At 67.2% G+C, this 26,602-nt stretch carries 28 protein-coding genes and 1 tRNA gene; 13 read left to right on the top strand and 16 right to left on the bottom strand.

Features of this window, described 5'->3' with window-relative positions; translation table 11 throughout:
• The first annotated feature begins 95 nt into the window (after positions 1-95).
• Positions 96-704, top strand: coding sequence for a TetR/AcrR family transcriptional regulator (locus GZ67_RS0109555; protein WP_029263422.1), 609 nt, complete (start codon positions 96-98; stop codon positions 702-704).
• Here the strand turns inward: GZ67_RS0109555 and GZ67_RS0109550 are convergent.
• The 3 genes from GZ67_RS0109550 to pdhA are packed head-to-tail and all read right to left on the bottom strand — an operon-like array spanning position 697 to position 4,183.
• Positions 697-2,058, bottom strand: a complete 1,362-nt coding sequence (locus tag GZ67_RS0109550; protein ID WP_029263423.1) for a dihydrolipoamide acetyltransferase family protein — start codon at positions 2,056-2,058, stop codon at positions 697-699. The genes GZ67_RS0109555 and GZ67_RS0109550 overlap by 8 nt on opposite strands.
• Entirely contained in the window at positions 2,055-3,065 is a 1,011-nt protein-coding gene (locus tag GZ67_RS0109545; protein ID WP_029263424.1) for an alpha-ketoacid dehydrogenase subunit beta, read from the bottom strand. Before GZ67_RS0109545 ends, GZ67_RS0109550 begins: the two co-directional genes overlap by 4 nt.
• Positions 3,066-3,067: 2 nt before the next feature.
• Positions 3,068-4,183, bottom strand: a complete 1,116-nt coding sequence (gene pdhA / locus GZ67_RS0109540) for a pyruvate dehydrogenase (acetyl-transferring) E1 component subunit alpha (protein WP_029263425.1) — start codon at positions 4,181-4,183, stop codon at positions 3,068-3,070.
• A gap of 168 nt (positions 4,184-4,351) precedes the next feature.
• Between pdhA and GZ67_RS0109535 the strand changes: the two genes are divergently transcribed.
• On the top strand, positions 4,352-4,825 hold the full coding sequence (locus GZ67_RS0109535; protein ID WP_029263426.1) for an Lrp/AsnC family transcriptional regulator: 474 nt from the start codon (positions 4,352-4,354) through the stop codon (positions 4,823-4,825).
• On the opposite strand, the gene GZ67_RS0109530 is transcribed toward GZ67_RS0109535, so the two are convergent.
• Positions 4,797-5,696, bottom strand: a complete 900-nt coding sequence (locus GZ67_RS0109530) for an alpha/beta fold hydrolase (RefSeq protein WP_029263427.1) — start codon at positions 5,694-5,696, stop codon at positions 4,797-4,799. The two genes, GZ67_RS0109535 and GZ67_RS0109530, sit on opposite strands and share 29 nt — an antisense overlap.
• A 66-nt stretch (positions 5,697-5,762) precedes the next feature.
• On the opposite strand from GZ67_RS0109530, the gene GZ67_RS0109525 reads away from it, so the two are divergent.
• The 4 genes from GZ67_RS0109525 to GZ67_RS0109510 all read left to right on the top strand — a co-directional run bounded on the left by GZ67_RS0109525 (position 5,763) and on the right by GZ67_RS0109510 (position 7,998).
• The gene (locus GZ67_RS0109525) at positions 5,763-6,488 is read left to right on the top strand and encodes a 3'-5' exonuclease (RefSeq protein WP_051662448.1); all 726 of its coding nucleotides are present in this window, start codon (positions 5,763-5,765) and stop codon (positions 6,486-6,488) included.
• 109 nt (positions 6,489-6,597) lie between these two features.
• Positions 6,598-7,134, top strand: coding sequence for a hypothetical protein (locus GZ67_RS21020; protein ID WP_029263429.1), 537 nt, complete (start codon positions 6,598-6,600; stop codon positions 7,132-7,134).
• Entirely contained in the window at positions 7,131-7,511 is a 381-nt protein-coding gene (locus GZ67_RS21015) for a helix-turn-helix transcriptional regulator (protein ID WP_231481754.1), read from the top strand. The genes GZ67_RS21020 and GZ67_RS21015 overlap by 4 nt, the downstream gene beginning before the upstream one ends.
• A gap of 169 nt (positions 7,512-7,680) precedes the next feature.
• Complete coding sequence (locus GZ67_RS0109510; protein WP_029263431.1) at positions 7,681-7,998, top strand: DUF7882 family protein; 318 nt, start codon at positions 7,681-7,683, stop codon at positions 7,996-7,998.
• A gap of 42 nt (positions 7,999-8,040) precedes the next feature.
• Here GZ67_RS0109510 and GZ67_RS0109505 read toward each other — a convergent pair whose 3' ends face one another.
• Both GZ67_RS0109505 and GZ67_RS0109500 read right to left on the bottom strand, forming a co-directional pair.
• Complete coding sequence (locus GZ67_RS0109505) at positions 8,041-8,301, bottom strand: DUF6458 family protein (protein WP_029263432.1); 261 nt, start codon at positions 8,299-8,301, stop codon at positions 8,041-8,043.
• A gap of 118 nt (positions 8,302-8,419) precedes the next feature.
• A complete protein-coding gene (locus GZ67_RS0109500) occupies positions 8,420-9,640 on the bottom strand; it encodes a globin domain-containing protein (protein WP_029263433.1) in 1,221 nt (406 codons plus the stop codon).
• A 129-nt stretch (positions 9,641-9,769) separates the two neighbouring features.
• Between GZ67_RS0109500 and GZ67_RS0109490 the strand changes: the two genes are divergently transcribed.
• Positions 9,770-10,402 (top strand): helix-turn-helix domain-containing protein, encoded by a 633-nt coding sequence (locus tag GZ67_RS0109490; protein WP_168380851.1) that lies wholly within the window; start codon positions 9,770-9,772, stop codon positions 10,400-10,402.
• On the opposite strand, the gene GZ67_RS0109485 is transcribed toward GZ67_RS0109490, so the two are convergent.
• Positions 10,400-10,473 (bottom strand) — tRNA-Ile (locus GZ67_RS0109485). The genes GZ67_RS0109490 and GZ67_RS0109485 overlap by 3 nt on opposite strands.
• A gap of 30 nt (positions 10,474-10,503) precedes the next feature.
• Positions 10,504-11,040 carry a gamma carbonic anhydrase family protein gene (locus GZ67_RS0109480; protein WP_029263435.1) on the bottom strand — a complete coding sequence of 179 codons (537 nt, stop codon included), beginning with the start codon at positions 11,038-11,040 and terminating at the stop codon, positions 10,504-10,506.
• Positions 11,041-11,170: 130 nt separating this feature from the next.
• Between GZ67_RS0109480 and GZ67_RS0109475 the strand changes: the two genes are divergently transcribed.
• Entirely contained in the window at positions 11,171-11,656 is a 486-nt protein-coding gene (locus GZ67_RS0109475) for a Dps family protein (protein ID WP_029263436.1), read from the top strand.
• 66 nt (positions 11,657-11,722) lie between these two features.
• Here the strand turns inward: GZ67_RS0109475 and GZ67_RS0109470 are convergent, their stop codons facing one another.
• From GZ67_RS0109470 to GZ67_RS0109450, 5 genes are read right to left on the bottom strand one after another with little or no spacing between them, the layout of a single operon-like run.
• Positions 11,723-13,222, bottom strand: coding sequence for an amidohydrolase (locus tag GZ67_RS0109470; protein ID WP_029263437.1), 1,500 nt, complete (start codon positions 13,220-13,222; stop codon positions 11,723-11,725).
• On the bottom strand, positions 13,219-13,860 hold the full coding sequence (locus GZ67_RS0109465) for an FMN-binding negative transcriptional regulator (protein ID WP_029263438.1): 642 nt from the start codon (positions 13,858-13,860) through the stop codon (positions 13,219-13,221). The genes GZ67_RS0109470 and GZ67_RS0109465 overlap by 4 nt, the downstream gene beginning before the upstream one ends.
• Before the next feature lie 39 nt (positions 13,861-13,899).
• A complete protein-coding gene (locus tag GZ67_RS0109460; protein ID WP_029263439.1) occupies positions 13,900-14,898 on the bottom strand; it encodes an Fpg/Nei family DNA glycosylase in 999 nt (332 codons plus the stop codon).
• A 1-nt stretch (position 14,899) separates the two neighbouring features.
• Positions 14,900-15,385 carry a ribose-5-phosphate isomerase gene (locus GZ67_RS0109455; protein ID WP_029263440.1) on the bottom strand — a complete coding sequence of 162 codons (486 nt, stop codon included), beginning with the start codon at positions 15,383-15,385 and terminating at the stop codon, positions 14,900-14,902.
• Between the two features lie 38 nt (positions 15,386-15,423).
• Entirely contained in the window at positions 15,424-16,608 is a 1,185-nt protein-coding gene (locus GZ67_RS0109450; protein ID WP_029263441.1) for a ferrochelatase, read from the bottom strand.
• Between the two features lie 178 nt (positions 16,609-16,786).
• Between GZ67_RS0109450 and pepN the strand changes: the two genes are divergently transcribed.
• From pepN to GZ67_RS0109430, 4 genes are all read left to right on the top strand, one after another.
• Positions 16,787-19,339: an aminopeptidase N gene (pepN, locus tag GZ67_RS0109445; RefSeq protein WP_029263442.1), complete on the top strand. Its 2,553-nt coding sequence runs from the start codon at positions 16,787-16,789 to the stop codon at positions 19,337-19,339.
• A 161-nt stretch (positions 19,340-19,500) separates the two neighbouring features.
• Positions 19,501-20,574 (top strand): mechanosensitive ion channel family protein, encoded by a 1,074-nt coding sequence (locus tag GZ67_RS0109440; RefSeq protein ID WP_029263443.1) that lies wholly within the window; start codon positions 19,501-19,503, stop codon positions 20,572-20,574.
• The gene (locus GZ67_RS0109435) at positions 20,571-21,020 is read left to right on the top strand and encodes a globin (protein WP_029263444.1); all 450 of its coding nucleotides are present in this window, start codon (positions 20,571-20,573) and stop codon (positions 21,018-21,020) included. Before GZ67_RS0109440 ends, GZ67_RS0109435 begins: the two co-directional genes overlap by 4 nt.
• Positions 21,017-22,681, top strand: coding sequence for an FAD-binding dehydrogenase (locus GZ67_RS0109430; RefSeq protein ID WP_029263445.1), 1,665 nt, complete (start codon positions 21,017-21,019; stop codon positions 22,679-22,681). Before GZ67_RS0109435 ends, GZ67_RS0109430 begins: the two co-directional genes overlap by 4 nt.
• A gap of 45 nt (positions 22,682-22,726) precedes the next feature.
• Here GZ67_RS0109430 and GZ67_RS0109425 read toward each other — a convergent pair whose 3' ends face one another.
• Entirely contained in the window at positions 22,727-23,392 is a 666-nt protein-coding gene (locus GZ67_RS0109425; RefSeq protein ID WP_029263446.1) for a hypothetical protein, read from the bottom strand.
• Positions 23,393-23,442: 50 nt separating this feature from the next.
• On the opposite strand from GZ67_RS0109425, the gene GZ67_RS0109420 reads away from it, so the two are divergent.
• Complete coding sequence (locus GZ67_RS0109420) at positions 23,443-24,333, top strand: acyl-CoA thioesterase (protein ID WP_029263447.1); 891 nt, start codon at positions 23,443-23,445, stop codon at positions 24,331-24,333.
• Between the two features lie 30 nt (positions 24,334-24,363).
• Here GZ67_RS0109420 and GZ67_RS0109415 read toward each other — a convergent pair whose 3' ends face one another.
• Together GZ67_RS0109415 and ettA are read right to left on the bottom strand one after the other, a co-directional pair.
• On the bottom strand, positions 24,364-24,849 hold the full coding sequence (locus tag GZ67_RS0109415; RefSeq protein ID WP_029263448.1) for an acyl-CoA thioesterase: 486 nt from the start codon (positions 24,847-24,849) through the stop codon (positions 24,364-24,366).
• A 7-nt stretch (positions 24,850-24,856) separates the two neighbouring features.
• Complete coding sequence (ettA, locus tag GZ67_RS0109410) at positions 24,857-26,536, bottom strand: energy-dependent translational throttle protein EttA (protein ID WP_029263449.1); 1,680 nt, start codon at positions 26,534-26,536, stop codon at positions 24,857-24,859.
• Positions 26,537-26,602: the final 66 nt, after the last annotated feature.

The following is a 26,602-nucleotide window of genomic DNA, read 5'->3' as shown; positions in this document are numbered from 1 at the left end:
ACTCACGTCCGCGCGGGCGACGCCCTGGCGCGGTGCAGGCATATTCGGTTAGTGTGCACTAACCCGTTGATTCAGGTTAGCGAGGATTAACTGAGATGACAAGCCCGGTCACCGCCCGAGACCGCGCAAAGGCCGAACGGTCTGATGCGATCCTGCACGCCGCCGCGCGCCTCTTCGCCGCGCGCGGATACAGCGGCGTGAGCCTGGAAGACATCGGCGCCGCCGTCGGCGTGTCCGGCCCGGCTGTCTACCGACACTTCGCCGGCAAGCAGGCATTGCTCGGCGCGGTTCTCGTCAAAGTCAGCGAGGACTTGATCAACGGCGGGCGGCGGGTGGCGGAGAACACCCCGAGCCCGGATGAGCGGATGCACGGGCTGATCACCTTCCATGTCGATTTCGCCCTCGGGAACGCCGAGGTGATCCAGGTGCAGGACCGCGACGTCGCCCACCTGTCCGAAGCGGATCGGGCAGCCGTCCGTCGGCTGCAACGCGCGTACATCGACCTCTGGATGGACGCCCTCGCGCCGCTGCACACCGCGGGCGCCGGCGGAGCGGACCAGGAAGAGCTCCGCCTTCGAGTCCAAGCCTGCTTCGGCCTCATCAATTCCACGCCACACAGCACGCGTGCGGCAGCACGGCGCCACTCCGCCACCGCGACCGTGCTGGTCGCGATGGCGGACGCCGCACTTCGCGCGACTATCTGAGAAGCATCGCCCGGCCCGGCTCCTCGAGGATGTCCGCGACGTCCTTGAGGAACCGCGCGCCTTCCGCGCCGTCGACGAGCCTGTGGTCGAACGAGAGGCTGAGCGTCATCACCTGACGGAGGGCGATCTCTCCGCGGAACTCCCAGGGCTGACGACGCACGGCGCCGACCGCGAGAATCCCGGACTGGCCGGGCGGGAGGATGGGTGTGCCGGCATCGACGCCGAACACCCCGATGTTCGAGATCGAGAAGGTGCCTCCGGCCAGCTCCGCCGGCGAGGTCTTCCCCGAACGCGCAACCTCGGCGAGAGCTCTCACCGCGCCCGCGAGTTCCACCAGAGTCAGCCGCTCCGCGTCGCGGATCATCGGCACGATGAGCCCGCGATCTGTCGCGGCCGCGATCCCCAGGTCGACGTAGTGGTGCTGGACGATCTCGCCGGCAGCCTCGTCCCACCGGGAGTTGAGTCCGGGGGTGCGTCCGAGGGCGAGGCACACGGCCTTCGCCACCACTGCGAGTGGTCCGATCCGATGCTCGCTGAGTGAGCGATCGTCTCGAAGGCTCGCAAGGAGGTCCATGGTCGCCGTCACGTCCACCGTGTGGAAGACGGTCACGTGAGGTGCCGTGAAAGCGCTCTGGACCATCGCCGCGGCCGTGTGCTTGCGGACTCCGCGAATCGGTACGCGGGTCTCACGCGCCCCGTCGCCGGGAGCACCGGGCGTGAGCGGCGACGACGGGGCGGCGACGGGGACGTCAGCCGTGGCCTGACTGCGCACTCCTACCCTTTCGGCGTAGGCGTCGACGTCAGCGCGAGTGATCACCCGGTCTCCGACCTCTGCGGCCACCAGCACCAGGTCGATCCCGAGACGCTTCGCGTGTGCGCGGACCGGAGGCGTCGAGCGCGGCCGCTCCACCACGGAGTCGACCGCGGACGATGGCGTGGCGTCGTGCGGCGCAGCCTCGAGCACCGCTGTGTCGACAACCGCCGGCACCGCTCCGCTGCGACGTGCGCGACGGGCCGGTCGTCCGGTCGCGGTGGGGGCAGCGCCGTATCCGACGAGGTTCGGCTGAGCCTTCTCGGCCGCCTCCGGCATCGGCGCGGATGTGGTCTCCTCTTCACCGACGACCTCGAAGTCGATCAGTGCCGCCCCGACGGCGACCGTCTCGCCTGCTTCCGCGTGGAGGGTTGCCACCGTGCCTTCGTACGGCGACGGCAACTCGACCACGGCCTTCGCGGTCTCCACCTCGGCCAGTGTCTGGTTGAGCGCGACCGAGTCCCCCGGGGCGACCAGCCATTGCACGACCTCGGCCTCGGCCAGCCCTTCTCCGAGGTCCGGAAGACGGAATTCCGCGATCATGCTTCTGCTCCCGTCAGGCTGTTCGGCCGATCCAGTACCCGATCGACGGCGTCCAGCAGCCGGTCGAGATCAGGAAGGTGATACTTCTCGAGCTTCGCCGGCGGGTACGGCACGTCGTGGCCGGTCACCCGCAGCGGTGCCGACTCCAGATACTCGAAGCAGCGCTCCGTGATGCTCGCGATCACCTCGGCCGCGACACCGGCTTCACGAGATGCCTCGTGTGCGACCACGACCCGTCCGGTCTTCCGTACCGACGCGGCGACCGAGTCGTAGTCGACGGGCGAGAGCGAGCGCAGATCGATGACCTCCAGGGATGTCCCTTCGTCCTCCGCGGCTTCCGCGGCCTGCAGGGCGGTGGAGACCATCGCCCCATAGGTGATCAGCGTCGCATCCGTCCCTGCCCGCACGACGCGCGCCAGTCCCATCGGCGGCGCGTCCGCGAGGGGAGCTTCGAGGTCGACGTCCCCCTTGTGGTGGTAGAGCCGCTTCGGCTCGAAGAAGACCACAGGATCATCCGACGCGATCGCCTGACGCAGGCTCCGGTATGCGTCTTCGGGGTTCGACACCGCGATCACGCGGATGCCTGCCGTATGCACGAAATACGCCTCGGGCGACTCCGAGTGATGTTCCGCCGCGCCGATGCCTCCTGCCCAGGGGATCCGGATCGTGATGGGCATCTTGACCCGGCCCTGTGTGCGGTAGTGGAGCTTCGCGACCTGGGCGACGATCTGGTCGAAGGCGGGATACACGAAGCCGTCGAACTGGATCTCGACGACAGGACGATAACCGCGGAAGGCGAGGCCCACGGCTGTGCCGACGATGCCAGACTCGGCGAGCGGAGTGTCGATCACTCTCGCTGCTCCGAACTCGTCGAGAAGCCCGTCGGTGATGCGGAAGACACCACCGAGCTTGCCGATGTCCTCGCCCAGGAGCACGACCTTGTCATCGTCGCGCATGGCCTGCCGCAGGCCGGCGCCGAGCGCCTTTCCGAGAGTGAGCTCGGTCATGTTCACGCCTCGCTCTCGAAGGAGGCGAGGTACGCCGCATACTCGCCGCGCTGACGCTCGAGGCCCGTGTGGGGTTCGGCGTAGACACCGTCGAAGACCGCGAGCGGCGGACGCGTGACCATTCCGAGGCACGCAGCACGCATCTCCTTCGCGACCGCGTCGGCGGCGGCCTGAGTCTCGGCGACGTGCTCGTCGGTGAGGTCACCGCTGGCCCGGAGGTGCGCCTCCAGTCGTGCGATCGGATCGCGTCGTCGCCAGGACTCGAGCTCCTCCGCGTCGCGGTAGCGCGTCGGGTCGTCCGCCGTGGTGTGCGGCCCCATGCGATAGGTCACGGCTTCGATGTAGGCGGGGCCCTTGCCGGAGCGTGCATGCTGCAACGCCCAGCGCATGGCGGCCATGCATGCGAGCACGTCGTTCCCGTCGACACGGAGGCTCGGGATGCCGAATCCCGGAGCCCGACCCGCGATCGGGAACTGCGATTGCACGGTGACCGGCTCGGAGATCGCCCAATGGTTGTTCTGGCACACGAAGACCACCGGCGCCTGGTACGACGCCGCGAAGATCATCGCCTCGTTGACGTCGCCCTGGCTGGTCGCTCCGTCGCCGAAATAGGTCACCGCGACCTCGTCCGCACCGTCGCGCTGGATGCCCAGGGCGTATCCCACCGCGTGCAGCGTCTGTGCGCCGATGATGATCTGCAGAGGCGCGACGCCCAGCGCTGCAGGGTCGTAGGCCGCGCCCTCTTCTCCTCGCCACATGCGCACGTAGTCGCCGGGCTGGGCGCCGCGTGCGTAGATGACCCCGGTCTCCCGGTAGCTGGGGAACACGTAGTCCTCAGGAGCGAGTGCCCGCGCGGTCCCGATCTGCGTCGCCTCCTGCCCCTGGCACGGCGCCCAGAGGCCCAGCTGTCCCTGGCGTTGCAACGCGACGCCCTCGGCATCGATGCGGCGCAGGATGATCATGTCGCGCAGCAGCGACCGCAGCTGCGCAGCATCCACGTCGGCGACGAAGGGATCCAGTCGAGGGTTCGACACACGGCTCCCGTCAGGAGCCAGGATGCGTTCGGAGAGTTCGAGATCCTGGGCGGTGTCTGCGATGGGGGTGATCTGCGGTGACATCGTCGTCCTCCTCGTCGGCGGCCCTCGTGAGGCTCCGCGCGTTGACGCCGGCGTCATCACCGGCACGCTCTGAGGGTACGTCCGCTGAACACCTCGCTCAAGCATTCTTGCGAGGCTTGAGCATGTTGCTCAATTTGACGCCAAGTCCGACTGCTAGGGTTTGGCACTATGCCAGGACTCGACCGCATCGATCTCGAGCTTCTCGCCGCCCTCGCCGATGATCCGAGGATCACCATCGTCGCGCTGGCGGAGAATCTCGGGCTGTCCCGCAACACGATCCAGGCGCGGATGACACGCCTCGAGCAGAGCGGCATCTTCCTCTCCTACGAGCGATCGTTCTCGCCGGACGTCCTGGGCTTCCCCCTGCAGGCGTTCGTGAGCATCGGCGTACGCCAGACCGAACTGCCGCGTATCATCAACGAGCTCGCGCGGATCCCAGAAGTCGTACAGGCGCACGGCTTGAGCGGCTCGATCGACCTGCTCGCTCGTGTCGCGTGCAGGGACGCACGCCACCTCTTCGACACCGACGCCCGCATCCTCTCGATCGAAGGCGTCGAGCGCACGGAGACCTCGCTCGCGATGGGCGAGGTCATCCCGTTCCGGGTCGCAGGCCTTATCGGCCTCGCCCGACGGGAATCCTGAGGAACCTACGAACGGCGCCCGCCGCCTCCGCCGGCGTCTCGTAGTGGATGAGATGCCCCACGTCGGCGATCTCCACGAGTGTCGCGTCGGGGAACAGCGCCGCCAGCCTGCGTTCTGCTTCGATCGGGGTGATGTCGTCACGCTCTGCAGCGACGAGCAGGGTCGGAACATCGATCTCGCGAGCGAATTCGCGGACGTCGTGAGAGACGCTCGCGATGAAGGCGTCACGGAGCACATCCCGGTCCGAGAATCGCGAGAAATATGTGTCGTGCTGGTCGTGGATGAAACGACGGAGCGCGGGATCCCTGGTCTTGGCCATCGTGATGCTCATCACGCGGACGATGATGCGGTTGCGCAGCAGCGCGGTTCCGAGCCTCTCCGGAAGTCGGGCCCCGAGAGCGTAGTAGAAAACGGCCAAGCGTGTCATGAGACCCTTTGGTCCCTCCAGCGCCGGAGCCCCGATCGGGTTCAGCAGGATCAGGCGCGGAGTCCGCAGTCCCCGGGCGACCGCCGCCGCCGTCACGATGGATCCGAAGGAGTGCCCCAGGATGATGGCGCCGGGGGCGACCGCTGCTGCGAAGTCGTCAAGCCAACCGGCATACTCGTCCAGGTCGTGTCTGCGCCCGGGCAGAGGCGCTGATTCCCCGAACCCGGGAAGATCAGGCGCGACCACACGCACCTCGGGGAGGTATGCCAACACTGGTTCGAGCCCGTGATGATCACCGCGGAAGCCGTGCACAGCGATCACCGTCGTCTCCGCCTTCTCAGGCCCGTAGACCCAGTACGCCGTGATCGCTCCACGCACCTCTACCTCGTGGCGCTGCACGGGGAGTCGATGAAGGCGGTCCGCATAGGGGGAAGGCACGGTCATGCTCCGAGTCTACGAGTCGCCGTGCGCCTTCCCCTGGATGTCTGCGCCCGCGCATAGCGTGAAGGCATGCCATCCGGTCCCCCGCTCCCTGCGTGGCTCACCCGTGTCGGGGTGTTCGATCTGGAGACGACCGGCGTCGATGTCGAGTCCGATCGGGTGGTCACCGCGTACGTCGGTGTCCTCGATGCCGCAGGACGCGAGATCGCCGCCCGCTCCTGGCTCGCCGATCCGGGCATCCCGATCCCGGATGGCGCCACTGCGGTGCACGGCATCACCACGGAACACGCGCGGGCGGAGGGGCGACCGTCGCCCGAAGTCGTCGCTGAGGTCACGGCGGCCCTACGGTCGCTGCTGGAGCAGAATGTGCCGGTGGTCGCGTACAACGCCGCGTACGACTTCTCGCTGCTTGCGCACGAGGCCGCCCGACATGGAATCGTCCCTCTGACCGCCCCTTCCCCCGTCATCGACCCTCTGGTGATCGACAAGGCGTACGACCGATACCGCCGCGGGCGACGCACGCTCGAAGTGGTCGCCGCCCACTACGCGGTCGTGCTCGACGGCGCGCATGAGGCGTCCGCGGATGCGATCGCCGCCGGTCGTGTGGCGCAAGCCCTCGCTCGTCGCTTCTCCCTCCCCGAGACCCCGGCAGAGCTGCACACGAATCAGATCGGCTGGGCGCGCTCGCAGGCGGCCAGCCTCACGGAGTACTTCGTGAGCATCGGCCGACTCGATCCGGAGGAATCGATCGACGGCAGCTGGCCCGTGCGATCGGCTCGAACCGCCGCCCGGTGACGGAGCCGAAAGCTGCCGATCAGCTGATGCGCGGCCGGTCGACACACTGGGCTACGCTCCTGTCAGGCACCGCCGAGTGGGATCGCGGTGCGAGGAACAAGGAGCACCCATGCAGTTCACGTCCACCGACATCGAGCAGGTCGAGTCCACGTGGCAGCAATTCGTTCCCTCTGCAGCGCTTCAGGATGCAGACCCTCGGCGCTTCCGGTTCGACTGGCGGTCCGAAGAGCTTCGCAGCGTCACGCTCGTCAACTACCGACTAGCGGCGCAGGTGCATTCGACGGCCGAGCCACTCGACCAGATCCTCGTGTGCCGTGTCGACGCTCGGGATGCTCGGGTCTGGTCCGCGCGCCACAGCCTCACTCCGGGCGCACCGTGGATCTCAGACGGCACCCGAGTGGAGGCGAAGTGGGACCGATCGGCCGACGTCCGCGCCCTCGTCTTCGACCGACCCGCAGCCGAAGAGCGGGCACGACAGTTGACCGGCGATGACGGCCTGAAGCTGCGCACGACCGGGCTCGCGCCGCACTCGGCCGCCGACGCGCGGCGCTGGGAGACGATGTTCGCGTATGTCGACCAGGCACTCGCCCTCTCGGGCTCCGACCCGCTGATCGCCGCCGAACTCGAACGCCATGCCCTGATGTGACCCTCTCCGCGTTCCCCACGAGCTTCACCGAGGCTCTGCGCCGCCCCGCCCAGCGGGCGGGAGCTCCGGTGGCGGTCCGCCGGGCGCTTGCCTACATGGATGAGAACGCGCACCTGCCGATCACGATCGACGATGTCGCAGCTGCCGCCTACATCTCCACGAGAGGGCTCCAGTACGCGTTCCGGCGAGCTCTCGACATCACTCCCACCGAGGCCCTCCGCCGGGCACGACTCGAGGGCGCCCGCAGAGACCTCCAGCACGGCAACGGGCGCTCGGTCGGCGATGTCGCGCGCCGCTGGGGTTTCAGCCACTCGTCACGCTTCGCCACTGCATACCAGCAGGCCTTCGGCACACCGCCGTCGCTGATCCCGGGGTGACACCCGGCGAAGAGTCTGTTCGCATTCTGCGGCGGGTCGCGACGCCGGCACGGTGCGAGCTGAAGTCCTTGGCTAGAGTTCGAGTACCCGGACTCCCTCGGTCCGTGGCCACACTGTCGAGGAGTCGCATGACCCGTGCCACCCATCCCATCGCTATGTTCGTTCGCTGATGGGGAGCCTGTACTACGGCGACACGCAGACTCCGATCCAGATCGACGATCGCGCGCTCGCGCATCTGAAAGTCGTTATCGCCACCAAGCTACGACGCAACGAGAGCTTCACACTCTCATGGCGGCATCCCGAAGGCGATGCTCCCGGGCGCTCGACGCTCTGGCTGCACCCGTCGATCCCTCTCCGGTTCGTCTTTCAGGAACCGGAATCGCCGGACTTGAGCCGGAAGTGGATCGAGGAACTCGCGCACTCGGCTAGCTCCAGCGGAGGCATCACACTCATCGAGGAGCATCTCGAGAGCAGCCCCGCGGAGTGATGGCGTCCGACGACCGCGATCGTCGGACGCCATCCGCAGTCCTCACACCGCGTCGTCACCGCTGGAGCTGACGGAGCGACGAGTCGTGGGTTCGCCCGTGGCCGGGTCGACGAACGTTCGTGAGACCGTCTCCGTCCTGCGGCGACGCGCGAGCAGCACGATGCCGATGAGGAAGATGACGACGCCGGCGCCCATCAGGATGTACCCGACCATGTCGAGGTCGACCCATTGGATGTCGACGTTCACCGCGAAGACGAGGATCGCCCCGATCACGAAGAGCGCGATTCCGCTGCCGATGCTCATGGTGCCTCCCGTTCTGCGACGCTATGCCGCACGTGGGAAGAATGTCGCCTGAGGAGGGCGCCAGGGAGGGGCTTGACAGCGGCCTCTGTCCGGGTCGCACGATATCCCGGTGCGGCGATCAGGCCGCTTCGACAGTCGGCTGTTGCGCCCAGAGATCTGGTCCGAACACCTCGTAGGAGATCCGCTCCGGCGGGACGCCGCGCGCCAGGAGTGTGGATCGACATGTGCGCATGAAGTCCAAGGGCCCACACATGAAGACGTCCGCATCGTCCGGCAGCTCGACGGCGGCGAGGTCCATGCGCCCCGACAACGCGGGTCGAAGAGTCGGCGCCGATCCCGCATCGTCTCGATACCAGTTCTGCGCACGGGCGTCTTCCATCGCCAGCACCTGCCTGCGCAACGACGCGTAGAGCACGTGAGTGTCGTGCGAGCGATCGGCATGGAACAGGCGCACGGTGCGCGCCGGGGAGTGGCGCGAGAGGTCTTCGACGATCGCGGCGACCGGGGTGATGCCGATACCGGCGGATACCAGGACGAGCGGAGTCTCATCGTGGTCGACGACGACATCGCCGGCAGGTTGCGACACGTCGAGCAGCGTTCCCGGATGTGCGTTCTCGTGCAACCATGTCGAGACCTGGCCGTCAGGCGTGCGCCCGTTTGCGCGCACACGCTTGATCGTCACGCGCAGCGAGTCGCTGCGGGGCCCGGACGAGATCGTGTACTGGCGCGGCTGGCGCGATCCATCCGGTAGATCGACGGCGATGGCCACGTACTGCCCCGCGCGGTGGGTCGCGACATCTCCGGAGACCGGAGCGAGGAGGAGCGACACGACGTCAGCCGATTCCTCGACCCGTTCCACCACTCGATGCTTCCGCCAGGGGTGATCGGGATCGGTGCCGCCGAGGGCATAGAGCTTCGCCTCTTCCGCGATCAGCGAGCATCCGAAGAGCCAGTAAACCTCGTCCCATGCGGCCCTGATCTCCGGCGTGACTGCGTCGCCGAGTACGGTTCCGACCGCATCGAGGAGGTGATGGCCGACGATCGTGTATTGGCGCGCCTTGATGCCCAGCGACACATGTTTGTGCGCGATTCGACGCATCACCGGTGCGAAGTCGGGTGCCTCGGGGTCGATTAGCTGCACGGCGAATGCGACGATCGATGCCGCAAGGGCCTTCGGCTGCTCTCCGATCGCCTGATTCGCCCGGTTGAACACTCGGAGCAACTCCGGATGCACGGCGAACATCTCGCGGTAGAAGCGAGTGGTGATCTCGTCGGCATGCTCTGCGACGACCCCCGCGGTCGCTCGGACGATCGCCTCGGATTCTGATGTGAGTCTCATGGCTTTCCGCCCCTCATCGTGATGGTTGTTCCACCATCTCGAGTCGTCGCGGACATCGCATTCCGTTCTACCGGTTTATTTCCGGTCGAACGTGAGACCGACGGTCGTCTCCCCGTCTACTCTCGCCACATGCCCCGCCGCGCCCATGACTTCCGCGGGCTGACACAACCCCGTCGGCTCCAATTGCTCCACGCCATCCAGCAGACCCCCGGACGCTCAGCAGGTGAGTTGGCGGAGCAATGCGGAATACCCCTCAACACCGTGCGTGATCATGTGCGGGTGCTCGAGGACGAAGGGCTGATCTGCAGTGAGACTCTGGTCCTGGGCAAGCGTGGCCGTCCGCCAGTGGTGTTTCACCCGGTTCACGACACCGCATCGAGCGCCGTGGCGCGCGCTCGCGTCGCGGGGGCTATCTCGCGGGGGCGCATGCTGCGGGCGATGTCGTGCGAGACCCCGCACGAGCTCGAGGCCGATGCGCTGCGTCAGGTCGATGTGCTCTACGAGCATCTCGATGATGCTGGCCTGAACCCGGTCGTCGACGAGAGGGCCCTACGATTCGACCTCACCCCGTGTCAGTATCACGACCTGCTCGTCGCGGATCAGGAGCTCGTCTGCGGTGTACATGCTCAGCTGGTGAGGGACGTTCTCCGCCACAGTGACGGCCCGCTCGAGGTGAAACTTCTCGAGCCGTTCGTCACGAGTCACACCTGCCGTCTGTTCCTCACGCGTGGCGACGCACGAATCGCTGAAGATGAAGAGTAGGGCGGGCGGGACTTGAACCCGCGATCGTTGGGTTATGAGCCCACTGCCTTAACCAGCTTGGCCACCGCCCCTTACGTCTCTCAGCCTAGCGGCCGAGACGGTCACGCCCGGGTAGCCGCGGAGTGGTTCCGCGAGTGCACGAGGTAGATATCGGCATTGGCGATCAGACCCTCTCGCTCCTCGTCGCTGAGCCCCCGACGCACCTTCGCGGGGACCCCGGCCACCAGCGAACCAGCCGGGATCTCCGCCTCGCCGAGCACGACCGCACCCCCGGCGATCAGACACCCGGCACCGATCCTCGCTCCGCTGAGTATCACGGCGCCCATGCCGATGAGCGTACCGTTGCCGATCGTGCAACCGTGCACGACCGCGTTGTGGCCGATGGAAACCTTTGCGCCGACCGATACGGGGTGGTCGGAATCCACGTGCACCGAGACGTTGTCCTGCACGTTGGAGTCCGGTCCGATGAAGATTCCTGCAGAGTCGCCGCGGAGCACGGCGTTGTACCAGACGCTGGCGCCGGCCGCGAGCGAGACGTTTCCGATGATGCGGGCGCCCTCCGCGACGAACGCCGTGTCAGCGATCGACGGGACGCTGTTCGGCAGGGCGAGGACGGAAGCTCCGGCAGCGATGCTCATGAGGCGAGGCTACCCGAATGCCCGCGGAATCATGCGGAAGTGAGCCCAGCCTCAGCTTGCTTGCGGAATGTCTCAGCCTGAGTAGCGTTGCATACATCAGATACGCGATTTCCCTCCGGAGGAGCACAAGATGAGCAAGGCACAGACCGTTTCCACCACCGCCATCGACCCGACCGTGGCTGCAGGGGCGGCCCAGTTCCTCTCCCCTGTCGTGCTCGGCCTCCAGGCGCTCACCGTCAACGGCAAGCAGGCGCACTGGCACGTGCGCGGCGCCAACTTCGTCGGCGTCCACGAGCTTCTCGACACGATCGTCGCGCATGCCGGCGACTTCGCCGACACTGCCGCCGAGCGGATCGTCGCCCTCGGCCTGCCGATCGACGCCCGTGTCAGCGCCGTGGCTGAGAAGGCCGGCGCGACCACCGTCCCCGCGGGCTTCACCCAGTCGGACGAGCTGATCCGCGCCGTGATCGCCGACATCGACGCGATCCTGGTCGATGTCAAGGCTGCCGTCGAGGGGCTCGACGAGGTCGACCTCACCAGCCAGGACGTCGCGATCGAGATTCAGCGCGGCCTCGAGAAGGACCGCTGGTTCCTCGTCTCGCACATCGCCGCCTGATCATCCACCGCAGTAGGGCCGGTTCTCCGTCATCGGAGGACCGGCCCTACTGCGTGATGGAGGGGACTACGAACCCGCGTGGGTGCGGCGCCCGGCGAGCAACGTGGCCCAGACCGGCATCCCGCGCAGCGTCTCCCCGTTCGCCACGAGGGGGTCCGCGCCACACACGACGATGTCGGCGGGCTCTCCCGGTCGCAGCGAGGTGCGCACGCTCGCCTCGAGCGCCTGACCGATCGTGATCCGCTCTTCGGGATGCCAGGGTGCCCGATCGTCCTCCGTCCGCGACACCGCCGCGGAGATGGCCTGCCATGGATCGAGGGGGGCGACGGGCGCGTCGGAGCCGAAGCGCATCTCGGCCCCCGCATCGCGCAGCGAAGCCAACGGATAGCCGATCGCGGTCTGCCCACCCCACAGCCGGTCCACGAGCTCACGGTCGTCGACGGCATGCTGTGGCTGGACGCTCGCGACGACCCCGAGGCGTCCGAAGCGCGCCAGATCCGCGTGCCGCACGAGCTGCACATGCTCGATCGAGCCCACAGCCCCGGTTGTGGTGAAGGCGTCCAGTGCCGACGTCACGGCACGGTCGCCGATCGCATGCACGGCCACCGCCAACCCCGCGCCTGCCGCTCGTGTCAGCAGGTCGACGAGCTCGTCGGAGGGCACCGTCAGCATGCCGAAGTTGTCAGGATCGTGCGGGTAGGCGTGCGAGCACGCGGCCGTCCTCGTGCCCAGAGACCCATCGGTGATCACCTTCAGCGGTCCCATGTGGACGAGACCGCGGCCCGCTGCGGGCGCATCAGGCTCCTCATGCGGCTCGCCGGTGCGGAGCCCTGCGGCGATCGCCCGATCGAGATCGAACGGATACACGGCGAACTCCACGCGATGCGCGGCGAAGCCATCCCGGATCCGGCGCGGCCATGCATCGGCACCCCAGGCCATGTCGAAGTCGACCACACCCGTGACACCCCGTGCGGCCGCCTGCTCGCCGGCTCGCCGCATCGCGCTGTCGCCGTGCGCGGCGTCGACTGCATTCAATCGACGCGAGATCTCGAAGGCATCCGTCTCACGGAGCAGGCCGTCGTCGCTTCGGAAACCCTCACGCGCAAGCGCTGCAGAGTTCAGCCAGACGCTGTGCACATCCGCGTTGATCAGGTAAGTGGGGACCGCACCGGTGGCAGCGTCCAGAAGCTCGAGGGTCGGCCGATCCGGCCAGAGAGCATCACGGAACCCGGTGCCGACGCGGCGCCCGTCCGGCAAGGGGACGACACCGCTCATCGCGTGCGCCGCAGCCGCCGCGGAGACCGCGTGACCCAACGGAGCGCGCTCCGCGGTCAGCGCCCACTGGACGGTGTGGACGTGGTTGTCCCAGAGCCCGGGGACCGCCCACGCTCCTTCGACATCGAGCACCTCCCCCCGCGAGGGAAGCGCTCCGGTGGGGGCGATATCGGCGATGAGCCCGTCGGCGATGTGGATGTCGACGGGCTCATCGTCGATCAGGAACTCACGACCGGGGCCGACGATCCTCGTAGCCCTGATCGTGCCGATCACCGCGTCGCCATCTGTCATCGCCGCCCTCCGGTCCTGGCATCCTGAGCACGTCGCATCTCTTCCGCGAGAGCCGGGTTCGAATACGGACCGTCCGACCGGAGGGCGCTGATCACCGTCTCGATCGTCTCGACCGGCTTGTTCTGGCTGAGCTTGCGCTTCGCGACCACACGGGTGGGCGTCAGCCGGAACCCCACTGTGCCGGCAGCGAGTCGCTCGACGAAAGCGGCATCGTTCGGTCGTTCCCACATCAGCTTCGGCTCCGGCATCCGCGACTCGAATCGTGCGACGAGCTGATCCAGTACCACCAGGTTCTCTTCGTCGGAGAGGATCTCCGGCACACCGGCGAGGTGCACGGCGGTGTAGTTCCACGTCGGCACCGCCTGCACGTCGCCGTACCAGCCGGGCGACACGTAGCCGTGCGGCCCCTGGAACACGACGAGGAGCTCGCGCTCCCCGATACCGTGGATGAGGTCGTCCGGGCGGCCGACGTGCCCGACGATGGTGAGGTCGTCGCGTGTCTTGTCCAGAAGCACCGCGTAGTGCGAAGCGACGAGACCGTCATCACCGGCGCTCATGATCGTCGCCCAGGGGCTCATCTCGATCACCCGGCGGATCTCGGCCTCGTCGGCGAGCGTGAAGCTCGGATTCTGTCGCATGCGATCAGCCTAGAACGGATGCGGGGGTGCACAGTCCGGTCACGCCTGACAGCGCGGGCACCAGTACAGCTTGCGAGCGCCGATCTCCTCGAGGGCGATCTCCGTGCCACAGACCCGGCACGGGAGCCCCGCCCGGTGATACACCCAGTGCCGGTCGTCGCGGTTCGCCATCGCGGCGCGGTAGTCCTCGCCCGTGAGACCGTCCATCGTCATCATCTGGCCGGTCTCGACGCCGATCGCCAGCAGTCGCACCCAATCGTGCCAGAGCGCGCGCACGACCTCTTCCGGAACGTCTCGACCCGGAGTATGCGGGTTCAACCGCTGCCGATAGAGCATCTCGGCGCGGTATACGTTCCCGATCCCGCTGACGACGGACTGGTCCATGAGAAGCAAGGCGATGACTGTCGACTTTTTCCCGACCGCCCGGACGAACCGCTCCTCATTCTCGACCGGGTCCCCGACCAGCGGGTCGGGCCCGAGCTTCGCGACCGTCGCCAGCATCTCCTCCGGCGTCTGGAGCACGCATGCCGTCGGGCCACGCAGGTCGGCGGCGGTGATGTCGGTCATGAGGCGCAGACGAACCTGTCCCACGACCGGAGGCGGCCATTCGAGCCCCTCATCGGCGAGGCCCTTCGTCTGCTCCGACATGCGGACGTGCACCCTCGTGCGGCGTGGTGCCCCGATGGACGCGAGGGAGTTCTCGCCGGCATCATCCAGGATGGGGTCGTCGAGGACGGTGCCGCGCTGGTTCGTCTGCCCCATCCGCCCGTTGGCGGAGGCTATCGTCGGATCGACGATGATCTCACCGGCGAAGTCCCAGGCACCGTAGAGACCGAGGTGCACCCGCAGCCAGAGGTCGCCCTCCGTCTCGAGGAACATCTGCTTGCCGACGGCGTGCACACTCACCGCCGCACGTCCGTCGAGAACCGCGGCTCCCTCGGCGAACCGTCCCTGTGGACTGGACGCGCTCAGAGTCTTGCCCACGAAGTTGCGATCGAACTGTCGTGCGATCCGGTGAACGGAATGGCCCTCGGGCATGTCAGCCCCGCGGATCCGGGAGCAGGGACCCGTCGCGCTCGAAGTCCGCGATCTGCCCGATCCGCCGCACATGGCGTTCATCACCCGAGAACGGTGTCTGGATGAACCGGTCGATGAACGAGGTCACCTCGTCGAAGGTGTGCTGCCTCGCGCCGATCGAGATGACGTTCGCGTCGTTGTGCTCGCGGGCGAGCTCGGCCGTCGACAGGTTCCAGACCAGAGCGGCCCGCACCCCCGCAACCTTGTTCGCTGCGATCTGCTCACCGTTCCCCGAACCGCCGAAGACCACACCGAGGGCTTCGACACCGTCGCGCTGGTCGGCGATGACCGCCTGCGCCGCGCGGATGCAGAACGCCGGGTAGTCGTCGACCGCGTCGTACTCGATCGGGCCATGATCGACGACCTCATGCCCCGCAGCGCGCAGGTGCGCTTGCAACTGCGTGGAGAAGTCGAGTCCCGCATGGTCGGTGGCGATGTGGATGCGCATGACTCCCATCCTAGAAGCGGCGCGGATCGGCTCCGAGGTCATGGGGCGATGCCGGCGGCGGCGGGCTTGAACCCCGCACGGATGTTCTCACAGCACCCGGGTCGGCAGACGTCGAAGCCGCCGGGGAGCGTCGTGACATGGGCACGATCCTCGTTGGGGCGACCTTGGAGACGTTCCTGGATCAGGTCGACGATGCCGTCGACGAATGCCGGTGAGACACCGGGCGTGGAGGTTCGCGTGAAGGCGAGTCCGGCCTCTTCCGCGGCCTCCGCGGCCTCGGTGTCGAGGTCCCACAGGACCTCCATGTGATCGCTCATGAAACCGACGGGGACGACCGCCACTGCCTTGCGTCCGCGGTCGGGCAGTTCACCGATCACGTCGCACACGTCGGGCTCGAGCCACGGCTGCGAGGCGGGCCCGGACCGGGACTGGTAGACGAGCTCCCACGAGACGTCGGCCGCTGCGGGAACCGTCTGGCGAACCCGATCCATGACCCAGGCAGCCACGGCGAGATGCTGAGCGGCGTACGCGCCTCCCGCTCCCCAGTCGATGTCTCGCGCGCCGGAGCGCTCCGCGTCGGCCGTCGGGATGCTGTGGGTGGAGAAGAGGATCTGGATGTCCGCCGCCGCGATACCGTCGGCCAGGAAGCCTTGGACAGCCTCACGGACTCCCGTCTCGAACGCCTCCACGAAACCGGGGTGGTCGTAGAAAGGCCGGATCTTGTCGATCGTCACGGTCTCCCCGAGCCCGGTCTCCTCCAGGATGCGAGCGAAGTCCTCGCGGTACTGACGGCAGCTGGAGAACGAACTGTAGGCGCTGGTGGCGAAGGCCAGCAGCGTGTTGTGACCATTGGTCGAGGCCTCGGTCACGACCTCTTCGAGATACGGAGCCCAGTTGCGGTTGCCCCAGTAGACGGGGAGCGTGATGCCGCGTGCGGCGAGGGCGTTCTCGAGGGCTTCCTTGAGCGCGCGGTTCTGTCCGTTGATCGGACTCACCCCGCCGAAATGCCGGTAGTGGTGCGCGACCTCCTCGAGCCGTTCGTCGGGGATTCCTCGACCGCGGGTCACGTTGCGCAGGAACGGGATGACATCTTCCTGACCCTCGGGCCCCCCGAAGCCCGCGAGGAGGATCGCGTCGTAGGCGACCGGCGTGGTCACGAAGGGTGCACCACCGGCGGCAGCAGGCGAGGCAAAGGGAACGGCATTCGGCTCGATCGCAGTCACCCCTCCATCCTTTCACCTCGGCGGAGCATAGGCGTCCGTGCAGCGCCGTTTCTATGCCGCCGCCCTCCCGAGTGCGATGCGAGGGGCCGGCTCCCGCACTGGCGTAGGCTGTCATGGTTGCCGTCGGCGCCAACTGCGCCGACCCCGGTGACATCCCCTCACCCCTGGGAGTAAAGCTGTGCCTGGAGAGAACCTCACCCGCATCGAAGCGCAGGAGCGCCGCGACGTCATCGACACTCAGTCCTATGAAGTCGCCCTCGATCTGACCAAGGGTGCCGAGATCTTCGGCTCCCGGAGCGTGGTGCGCTTCACCGCGACTCCGGAGAGCTTCACCTTCATCGACCTGATCGCCCGGGACGTGCGTGAGATCTCCCTCAACGGCGAGCAGCTCGATCCGAACGAGGTCTTCGCCGACTCTCGCATCGCGCTCAGCGGGCTGCAGGCCGAGAACGTGCTGGTCGTCGATGCCGACTGCCTCTACACGAACACGGGCGAGGGCCTCCACCGTTTCGTCGACCCGGTCGACGAAGAGGTCTACCTCTACTCGCAGTTCGAGGTCCCGGACTCACGTCGCGTGTTCGCGGTGTTCGAGCAGCCCGATCTCAAGGCGACGTTCCAGTTCACCGTGACGGCGCCGGCGGCATGGAAGGTCATCTCCAACTCCCCCACGCCCGAGCCCATCGTGCACGACGACGACACGACGGCGACCTGGGGCTTCGAGCCGACCCCACGCATCTCCTCGTACATCACCGCGCTCGTCGCCGGACCCTACGAGTCCACGTTCTCGGAGCTCACCAGCGCCTCGGGCCGTGTGATCCCCCTCGGCGTCTACGGACGCAAGAGCCTGTGGCAGCACCTCGATGCCGACTACATCTTCGACAAGACCCGCGAGGGTTTCGCCTACTACGAGTCGAAGTTCGGGGTTCCGTACCCGTTCGCCAAGTACGACCAGCTGTTCGTCCCGGAGTTCAACGCCGGCGCGATGGAGAACGCAGGAGCGGTGACGTTCACCGAGACCTATGTCTTCCGCAGCAAGGTGACCGACGCCGTCAAGGAGCGCCGCGTCGTCACGATCCTTCATGAGCTCGCGCACATGTGGTTCGGCGACCTCGTCACGATGAAGTGGTGGAACGATCTCTGGCTGAACGAGTCGTTCGCCGAGTGGGCGTCGACCATCGCCACCGCCGAAGCCACCGAGTGGACCGAAGCGTGGACGACGTTCAACGCCATGGAGAAGACCTGGGCGTACCGCCAGGATCAATTGCCTTCCACCCACCCGATCGTCGCAGAGATCAACGACCTCGAAGACGTGCAGGTCAACTTCGACGGCATCACCTACGCCAAGGGCGGCTCGGTCCTGAAGCAGCTCGCGGCCTGGGTCGGCATCGAGGCGTTCTTCGCCGGTGTCTCGCAGTACTTCCAGAAGCACTCGTGGGGCAACACCGAGCTGAGCGACCTGCTCTCGGAGCTGGAGGCAACCAGCGGCCGCGACCTGAGCACCTGGTCGAAGAAGTGGCTGGAGACGGCCGGCGTCAACACGCTCGAGCCGGTCATCGCCGAAAACCATGACGGGACGATCTCGCGCTTCGCCATAACCCAGACGGCCCCCGCGGACTACCCGACCATCCGACCGCACCGACTGGGCATCGGCTTCTACACGCTGGCGGACGGCGCGCTCACACGCACGCACTACCTCGAGGTCGACGTCGACGGCGACCGCACCGAGGTGCCGGAGCTGCAGGGCATCGCCCGCCCCGACCTCGTGCTGCTCAACGACGAGGACCTCGCGTACGCGAAGATCCGCCTCGACGAGAAGTCGCTCGCCACCGCGATCGCGCACCTGGCCGACATCCACGATCCGCTCGCCCGCTCGCTGGTCTGGGGTGCCGCGTGGGATCAGACGCGGGATGCGGAGACGGCGGCCTCCGCCTACATCGACCTCGTGCTCGGGAACATCGGCCGGGAGACCGAGTCGACGACCGTGCGCACCACGCTCGCTCAGCTGCGGACGGCCGCCACGCTCTACGTCGCCCCGGCTGAGCGAGAGACCGCTCGTCTCAAGGTTGCCGACGGATTGTGGAGCCTGGCGGAGTCGGCCGAGCCGGGCAGCGACAGCCAGCTGCAGTTCGTCACCGCCTTCGCGAATGCCCTGGTGACTCCGGAGCACGCGGGAATCGTGGGCCGTCTGCGCTCCGGTGAGGACACGCTTCACGGTCTGGAGATCGACGCAGACCTGAACTGGCAGCTGCTCGTGGGTCTCGCGACCATCGGCGCCACCGATGCCGCGGCGATCGATGCCGCTCTGGCGGCGGACAACACCGCCAAGGGCGGGGAATTCGCCGCGCAGGCGCGGGCGTCTCTGCCCGACTCGGCGTCCAAGAAAGCGGCCTGGGCTTCGCTCATCGAGCGCGACGATGCTCCCAACACGATAGTTCGCTCCGCCGCGCTCGGTTTCACGCATCCTGCCGGCGCCGCCGTACTGGGCGAGTTCGTCCCCGCCTACTTCGACATGCTGCTCCCCATCTGGGAGTCGCGCACCTACCAGATCGCTCAGTACCTGATCGTCGGGCTCTTCCCGACGGCTCTCGCCGACGGGGCGCTTCGTGACGCGACGCGCTCGTGGCTGGCGGCCAACCAGGATGCTGCGCCGGCGCTTCGACGCCTGGTGCTCGAGAACCTCGCGGACGTCGAGCGCGCACTCGCCGCACAGGCACGCGACGCGGAGGACTGAGCGCTCCGCCTCAGCCGCCACCGGCTCTCGAAACGGAGACCACCCACCTCGCTCTCGGAGTGTCCCGCGCGGACGCGGCGCAGCGGACGTGGATGGTCTCCGTTTTCGCACGGCGCATCCGCCCAGCCTGCACAGAGACCCGCTCGCTAGGATCGTGACTGATGATGCTCCCCTTCGATGTCAATGATCCTCCCGCGGAGACCCCACTCCCCGACTGGGCGACGAACCTGCTCGCCTGGCTGAGCCAGGTCGGCATGAAGGCGCTCACCGTCGCGATCATCATCGCTAGCTGTGTCGTGATCGGGCTCATCCTGCGCCTGGTCATCCGTCGGGTCGTGCACCGCATCGTCGACAGCGCGAAGAGCAAGGCGTCGGTCGACGACACTCAGGCCTTGGAGCGCTCACCCCTCGCCGACATGCGTCTGGTGCAACGGACCCGCACCCTCGGCACGATCCTGCAGAACATCGTCAACGTGATGCTCGTGGTCATCGCGATCGTGCTCATCGTGAACGCCCTCGACCAGAGCCTGTTGGGGTCGCTGACCCTCCTCACGGCTGCGGTCGGCGCCGGTCTCGGGTTCGGCGCGCAGAACATCGTCAAGGACGTGCTCAACGGCATGTTCTTGGTGGCCGAGGATCAGATCGGAATCGGCGACGTCGTCGACCTCGGGCTCGCGAGCGGTGTCGTCGAGTACGTCAGCGTTCGGATCACCCAGGTGCGCGACGTCAACGGCACCCTCTGGTATGTGCGAAACGGCGAGGTCACCCGAATCGGCAACATGTCGCAGGGATGGGCGCGGTCGATCATCGACCTCGGCGTCCCGGCCGACTCCGACCTCGAGCAGGTCGAGCACATCATGCTCGAGACCGCACAGGGGCTGGCGAAGGATCCCAAGTGGCGCACGCGCATCATCGAGAAACCGGAGCTCTGGGGGCTGGAGTCGATCGACGGCGATGCCCTCGTCGTCCGCATCGTGATCAAAGCACGTGCCAACGCGAAGGACGACGTGGCGCAGGAGCTGCGCCGCCGCCTGCGCGCCGCACTCCTCGAGAAGGAGATCAGCGTGCCGCGCATGGTCGATGTCGTGCCGACAGGGCTCGATGGCGCCCGCCGGGTCCGCGGCGCTAATCCTCCCCGGACGCGACCTAACGCGGTGACCGGCGTGCCGGTGATCCCTGACCGTGGAATCTGGCGCCGCAAGAAGCCCACGGATGACGGGAGTCCCCAGAAGTGACGTTCTACGACGAGATCGGTGGACACGACACGTTCACGAAGATCGTGTCGGTGTTCTACCGCGAGGTCGCCCTCGATCCCGTGATGAAGCCGATGTATCCGGAGGAAGACCTCGGCCCCGCCGAAGACCGGCTCCGCATGTTCCTCGAGCAGTACTGGGGCGGCCCGACGACGTATGGCGACACGCGCGGGCATCCCCGCCTGCGGATGCGGCACATGCCGTTCCACATCGATGCCGACGCGCGCGATCGTTGGCTTCGTCACATGCGGACAGCCGTGGACGAGGCGCAGTTGTCTCCTCTGCACGAAGCGACGCTCTGGGACTACCTGGAGCGCGCCGCGTATGCCATGGTGAACACATTCGAGCCTTCGGGGATCGGGGCCGCTCCCGGCGGTCGCCCCACGCTCGAGACCCGATCACGTCAGGAATCAACGGAGAGCTCATGACGACGAAGCCCCTGTCCACAGATGTTCTGGTGATCGGATGGGGGCTGGCCGGACTCGTCGCCGCGTCCGAGGCTCTCGACGCCGGCCGTCGCGTCATCCTGGTGGACCAGGAGCCGCGGACGAACCTCGGCGGTCAGGCCTGGTGGTCGTTCGGCGGGCTCTTCTTCATCGACTCCCCTGAACAGCGGCGGCTCGGGATCAAGGACTCCCTCGAGCTCGCGACTCAGGACTGGTTCGGCAACGCCGGGTTCGATCGGCCGGAAGATGAATGGCCGAGGCGCTGGGCAGAGGCCTACCTGCAGTTCGCAGCCGGAGAGAAGCGCTCGTGGCTGCGCGAGCGCGGCGTCGGGTTCTTCCCCGTCGTGGGCTGGGCGGAACGCGGCGGCTACGGCGCCATCGGACCGGGCAACTCGGTCCCACGATTCCACATCACCTGGGGCACCGGGCCGGGGATCGTCGCACCCTTCGCAGCCGCCATCGAGCAGGGCGAGCGGGAAGGACGTCTGACGGTCCTCCCGCGACACCGCGTCTCCGAGCTCGTGGTGACCGACGGCGCGGTCACCGGTGCGCGCGGAAACGTGCTCGCCTCGTCGGGCGCATCGCGTGGTGCGGTGTCGTCGCGCGAGATCATCGGCGAGTTCGAGATCGCGGCCCGGGCGACCATCGTCTCCTCTGGCGGCATCGGGGGGAACCACAACCTCGTGCGGGCTGCATGGCCCGAACGCCTCGGCACTCCCCCCGAGCACATGCTCACAGGGGTACCGGCCTATGTCGACGGATCGATGTACAGCGTCAGCGCGGCCGCCGGTGCGCGGTTCATCAATGGCGACCGGATGTGGCACTACGTCGAGGGCGTCACGAACTGGGACCCGGTGTGGCCGTCTCACGGCATCCGCATCCTCCCCGGGCCGTCGTCGCTCTGGCTGGATGCGACGGGCAAGCGCCTCCCGGTACCCCTGTTCCCCGGGTTCGACACTCTGGGAACGCTCGCGCACCTACGTACGACCGGTCACGATCACTCCTGGTTCGTCACCTCGCGGCAGATCGTCGAGAAGGAGTTCGCGCTCTCGGGCAGCGAACAGAACCCCGACCTCACCGGCAAAGATGTTCAGCTGCTGCTGAAATCCCGACTCGCCAAGGGACCGACCGGGCCGGTGCAGTCGTTCCTCGACGAAGGTGAGGACTTCATCGTCGAGAACGACCTCGAGTCGCTGCTCGAGCAGATGCAGCGCCACCCCGGCGGCGAGTTCCTCGACATCGACAACGTCCGCCGCGAGGTGGTCGCCCGAGATCGAGAGATGGACAACGACTTCACGAAGGATGCGCAGATCGGCATGCTTCGTTCCATGCGTGGTTATCGCGGCGACAAGCTGATCCGCACCGCAGCACCACATCGCCTGCAGGACCCGAGCGCCGGACCACTCGTGGCGGTCAAGCTCCACGTCCTCACGCGCAAGTCGCTCGGCGGCATCAACACCGACCTCGAGGGCCGCGCCCTCGATGCACACGGTGCCCCTATAGCCGGGCTCTATGCCGCCGGCGAGGCGAGCGGTTTCGGTGGTGGAGGGGTCCACGGCTATCGCGCGCTCGAGGGGACCTTCCTCGGCGGATGCCTGTTCTCGGGCCGAACCGCCGGCCGCGCGGCCGCATCAGCGGGCTGACGAACACGGCCTCGGGCGCTGAGATCGGCGGAATCCGCGCGATGACTAGACGGCGGAACCGGTGGAACGGACGCCCGTCAGCCCGGTGGCCACGGGACCACGCACCAGAACATGTCCGCGACGGAAGGCGAGACGCGTCCACCTGCCGGATCGGGAAAGCTGGACCTGTTCCTCGCCGGAGATGAACCCCATCGCGTCGGCGGCGAACGCAGTGCCGCGAGGCAGCCCTCCGAGATCCTCATCGGGTTCACCCCAGATCGCGGCGCGGAGGGCGCGGACCGCTTCCTCGCCCGAACCGGGGCCGGCGCCCCGCGCGACCGCCGAGATCCCCCACTGCGCGCGCTGGGCGATCACGGATGCCGCCAGCGCGGCCTCCGGCGTCCACGCGCTCCGAGGCGGGGCGACGCCGGCCCATGCCGGGGACAGACCGGTCTCCGGGAGCGTGAGCCGATCGGCGTCATCGGTCTTCGAAAGTCGATCGACGACGATGTCGCATTCGAGCTCGGGGTCGGCATGCACGATGCGCATCGCGAGGATGGTCGGCGTCTGGTCGAACAGACCCTGCGGCGCGAGCACCGCGGTGGTGAGCGCGAGCACACCGTTCGCCGCCTGCAGGCGCACGCCTTCGTCGGTGATCCTGGTCGCTCGTCCGACGAAGGTCAGAACGTCCTTCGCGGTGTCGGGGTCGGCGAGGAGGAGGTGATGCGTCACGCGTTCTAAACTACCAACGGTGCGGCGTGTGGGGTCGCGGAGAGGAACACATGAGCGCGGAGCAGCACGCCATCCAGACCGTCGAACGGCTTCTCGAGGTCCTCGATCTCGATGCGGCTCAGGCTCGCACCACAGAGGACATTTTCACGGGCTCCTCGCACCCGATGCCGAGCGGCCGCATCTACGGGGGCCAGGTGCTCGCCCAGGCTCTGCTCGCCGCGGAGCGGACACTCCCTGAGGACCGTGCGGTGCATTCGATGCACGGGTACTTCCTGCGTCCCGGGGATGCGAGCCAGGGAATCACCATCGCGGTCGATCGGATCCACGACGGCCGATCGTTCTCGACCAGGCGGACCCAGGCTTACCAGAACGGCGTGCCGATCTTCTCGATGATCGCCTCGTTCCAGGACGCCGATCCCGGGGTGGAGCACGCCGAGCCGATGCCGGCGGGCATTCCCGGCCCGGATGAGCTCGCCCCGGACGAGGAGCGGGTCCACGGGCTACCCGAAGGCACCACGCGGATGCTCAGTGAGCGAGCGGCCGATGTGCGGCACGTCGACTCACCGCTGTATCTGCCCAGCGAAGATGCACAGGTGCCCCGGCAAGCCGTGTGGATGCGACTGCGCGCCCCTCTCCCTGACGACCAGCGACTTCACCGAGCCGCGCTCGCGTACCTCAGCGACATGACGATCCAGGAATCGATCCTGAGGGCACACGGCGTCTACTGGGCGATCCCCGGGCTGAAAGTCGCGAGCCTCGATCACGCGATGTGGTGGCATCGACCTGCGCGCGTCGACGAGTGGCTGCTCTATGTGCAGGAGTCGCCGAATGCGCGTGGGGGGCGGGGGCTCGCCACCGGACGGATCTACACGCGCGACGGCGCGCTGGTCGCGAGCGTCGCACAGGAGATCATGATCCGCGTGCCCGAGGAGTCGCCCTAGGGCTCGGTCACACCGGTACCCGCCGCGACGTCAGCGGTGGGAGTACTCGATCGAGTCGCCCACATACGGCTCCCAGGCGTCGCGCATCTCCTGAGTGAGTCGGGTGGGGCGCCCGGTCTGAGCGTCGACCAGCACGATGATCGCCGTCGATCGCGCGTAGATCTGTCGCGGTTCTGCGGTCGGGTCGTTGTGGACCTCGTAGCAGACTTCGACGCTGGAGCCGCCGAGCTTGCCGAACCACATCTGCACCTCGAGCGGGCGTCGCTGATATGGCACGGGCGCGAGGTACTCGATCTCCTGTCGCGCGATGAGGGTCAGGATTCCCTCGTCGATGCCGGAATCGAGCACCGCCGTCGACGGCGCCTCCTCACCGGGGCCGGCACGCCAGAAGGCTCTGACGCGAGCCTCCTCGAGCAGTTTCAGCATCGAGGTGTTGTTGACGTGATTGAACGCATCCAGATCACCCCAGCGGAGGTGGATCGGGATGTGCAGACGCGGCCCCGGTGAAGCGGACATCGCGGCCTCAGTCGCGCGTCAGCTTGCGGTGCGTCGAACGGTGCGGCTTCGCGGCATCGGGGCCGAGGCGCTCGATCTTGTTCTCCTCGTACGCCTCGAAGTTACCCTCGAACCAGTACCACTGGCCGGGCTTCTCGTCGGTGCCCTCGTACGCGAGGATGTGCGTCGCGATCCGGTCGAGGAACCACCGGTCGTGAGTGATCACCACAGCACAGCCGGGGAACTCGAGCAGGGCGTTCTCGAGCGAGCTCAGGGTCTCGACGTCGAGGTCGTTTGTCGGCTCATCGAGGAGCAGCAGGTTGCCACCCTCTTTGAGCGTCAGCGCGAGGTTCAGACGGTTGCGCTCACCACCGGAGAGCACGCCGGCCTTCTTCTGCTGGTCCGGGCCCTTGAAGCCGAACTTCGACACGTAAGCGCGGGACGGGATCTCGGTCTTGCCGACGGTGATGTAGTCCAAGCCGTCGGAGACGACCTCCCACAGCGTCTTGTTCGGATCGATGTTGGAACGCGACTGGTCGACGTAGCTGATCTTGACCGTCTCACCGATCTTCAGATCGCCGCCGTCGAGCGGCTCGAGACCCACGATCGTCTTGAAGAGCGTCGTCTTACCCACGCCATTGGGTCCGATCACACCGACGATGCCGTTCGGCGGGAGGTTGAAGCTGAGGTTGTCGATCAGTACCCGACCGTCGAAGCCCTTCTGCAGCTTCTTGGCATCGATCACGATGCCACCCAGACGCGGGCCCGCGGGGATCTGGATCTCGTCGAAGTCCAGCTTCCTGGTCCGCTCCGCCTCCGAAGCCATCTCCTCGTAGCGAGCGAGACGCGCCTTCGATTTGGTCTGGCGGCCCTTCGCGCTGGAACGGACCCACTCCAGCTCCTCTTTGAGGCGCTTGGCCAGCTTGGCGTCCTTCTTGCCCTGGACCTCGAGTCGTTCGCCCTTCTTCTCCAGGTAGGTCGAGTAGTTTCCCTCGTAGCCGATGAGACGACCGCGATCGACTTCGGCGATCCACTCGGCGACGTGGTCGAGGAAGTACCGGTCGTGCGTGATCGCGATCACGGCACCCTTGTAGGCCTGCAGGTGCTGCTCGAGCCAGAGCACACTCTCGGCGTCGAGGTGGTTGGTGGGCTCGTCGAGGAGCAGGAGGTCGGGCTTCTGCAGGAGCAGCTTCGCAAGGGCGACACGACGCTTCTCACCACCGGAGAGCGGTGCGATCGCGGCGTCGGCCGGGGGCGTGCGCAGAGCGTCCATGGCCTGATCGAGCTGCGAGTCGAGGTCCCAGCCGTCGGCCGCGTCTATCTCCTCCTGCAGTGTGCCCATCTCGGCGAGGAGGGCGTCGAAGTCGGCGTCGGGCTCGGCCATCAGCAGCGAGATCTCGTTGAACCGGTCGACCTTCGGTTTGATCGCGATGCCGTCCTGGATGTTCTCGATCACCGTCTTGGACTCGTCGAGCTCCGGCTCCTGCATCAGGATGCCGACCGTGTACCCCGGGGAGAGCTTCGCCTCGCCGTTCGACGGAGTGTCGAGACCGGCCATGATCTTGAGGATCGTCGACTTTCCGGCGCCGTTCGGGCCGACCATGCCGATCTTCGCCCCGGGGAGGAACGCCATCGTGACGTCGTCGAGGATGAGCTTCTCGCCCACTGCCTTACGCGCACGCACCATCGAGTAGATGTACTCAGCCATACCGTTTAAACACCTTTGCTGATCAGAATCGAACCTGCCATCGCACTGCTGAAGCGGTGCGGAAAT

The sequence above is a fragment of the Microbacterium sp. Cr-K20 genome, assembly GCF_000708325.1.
Classification (GTDB): domain Bacteria; phylum Actinomycetota; class Actinomycetes; order Actinomycetales; family Microbacteriaceae; genus Microbacterium.
This window is presented reverse-complemented; position numbering and strand designations above follow the sequence as displayed.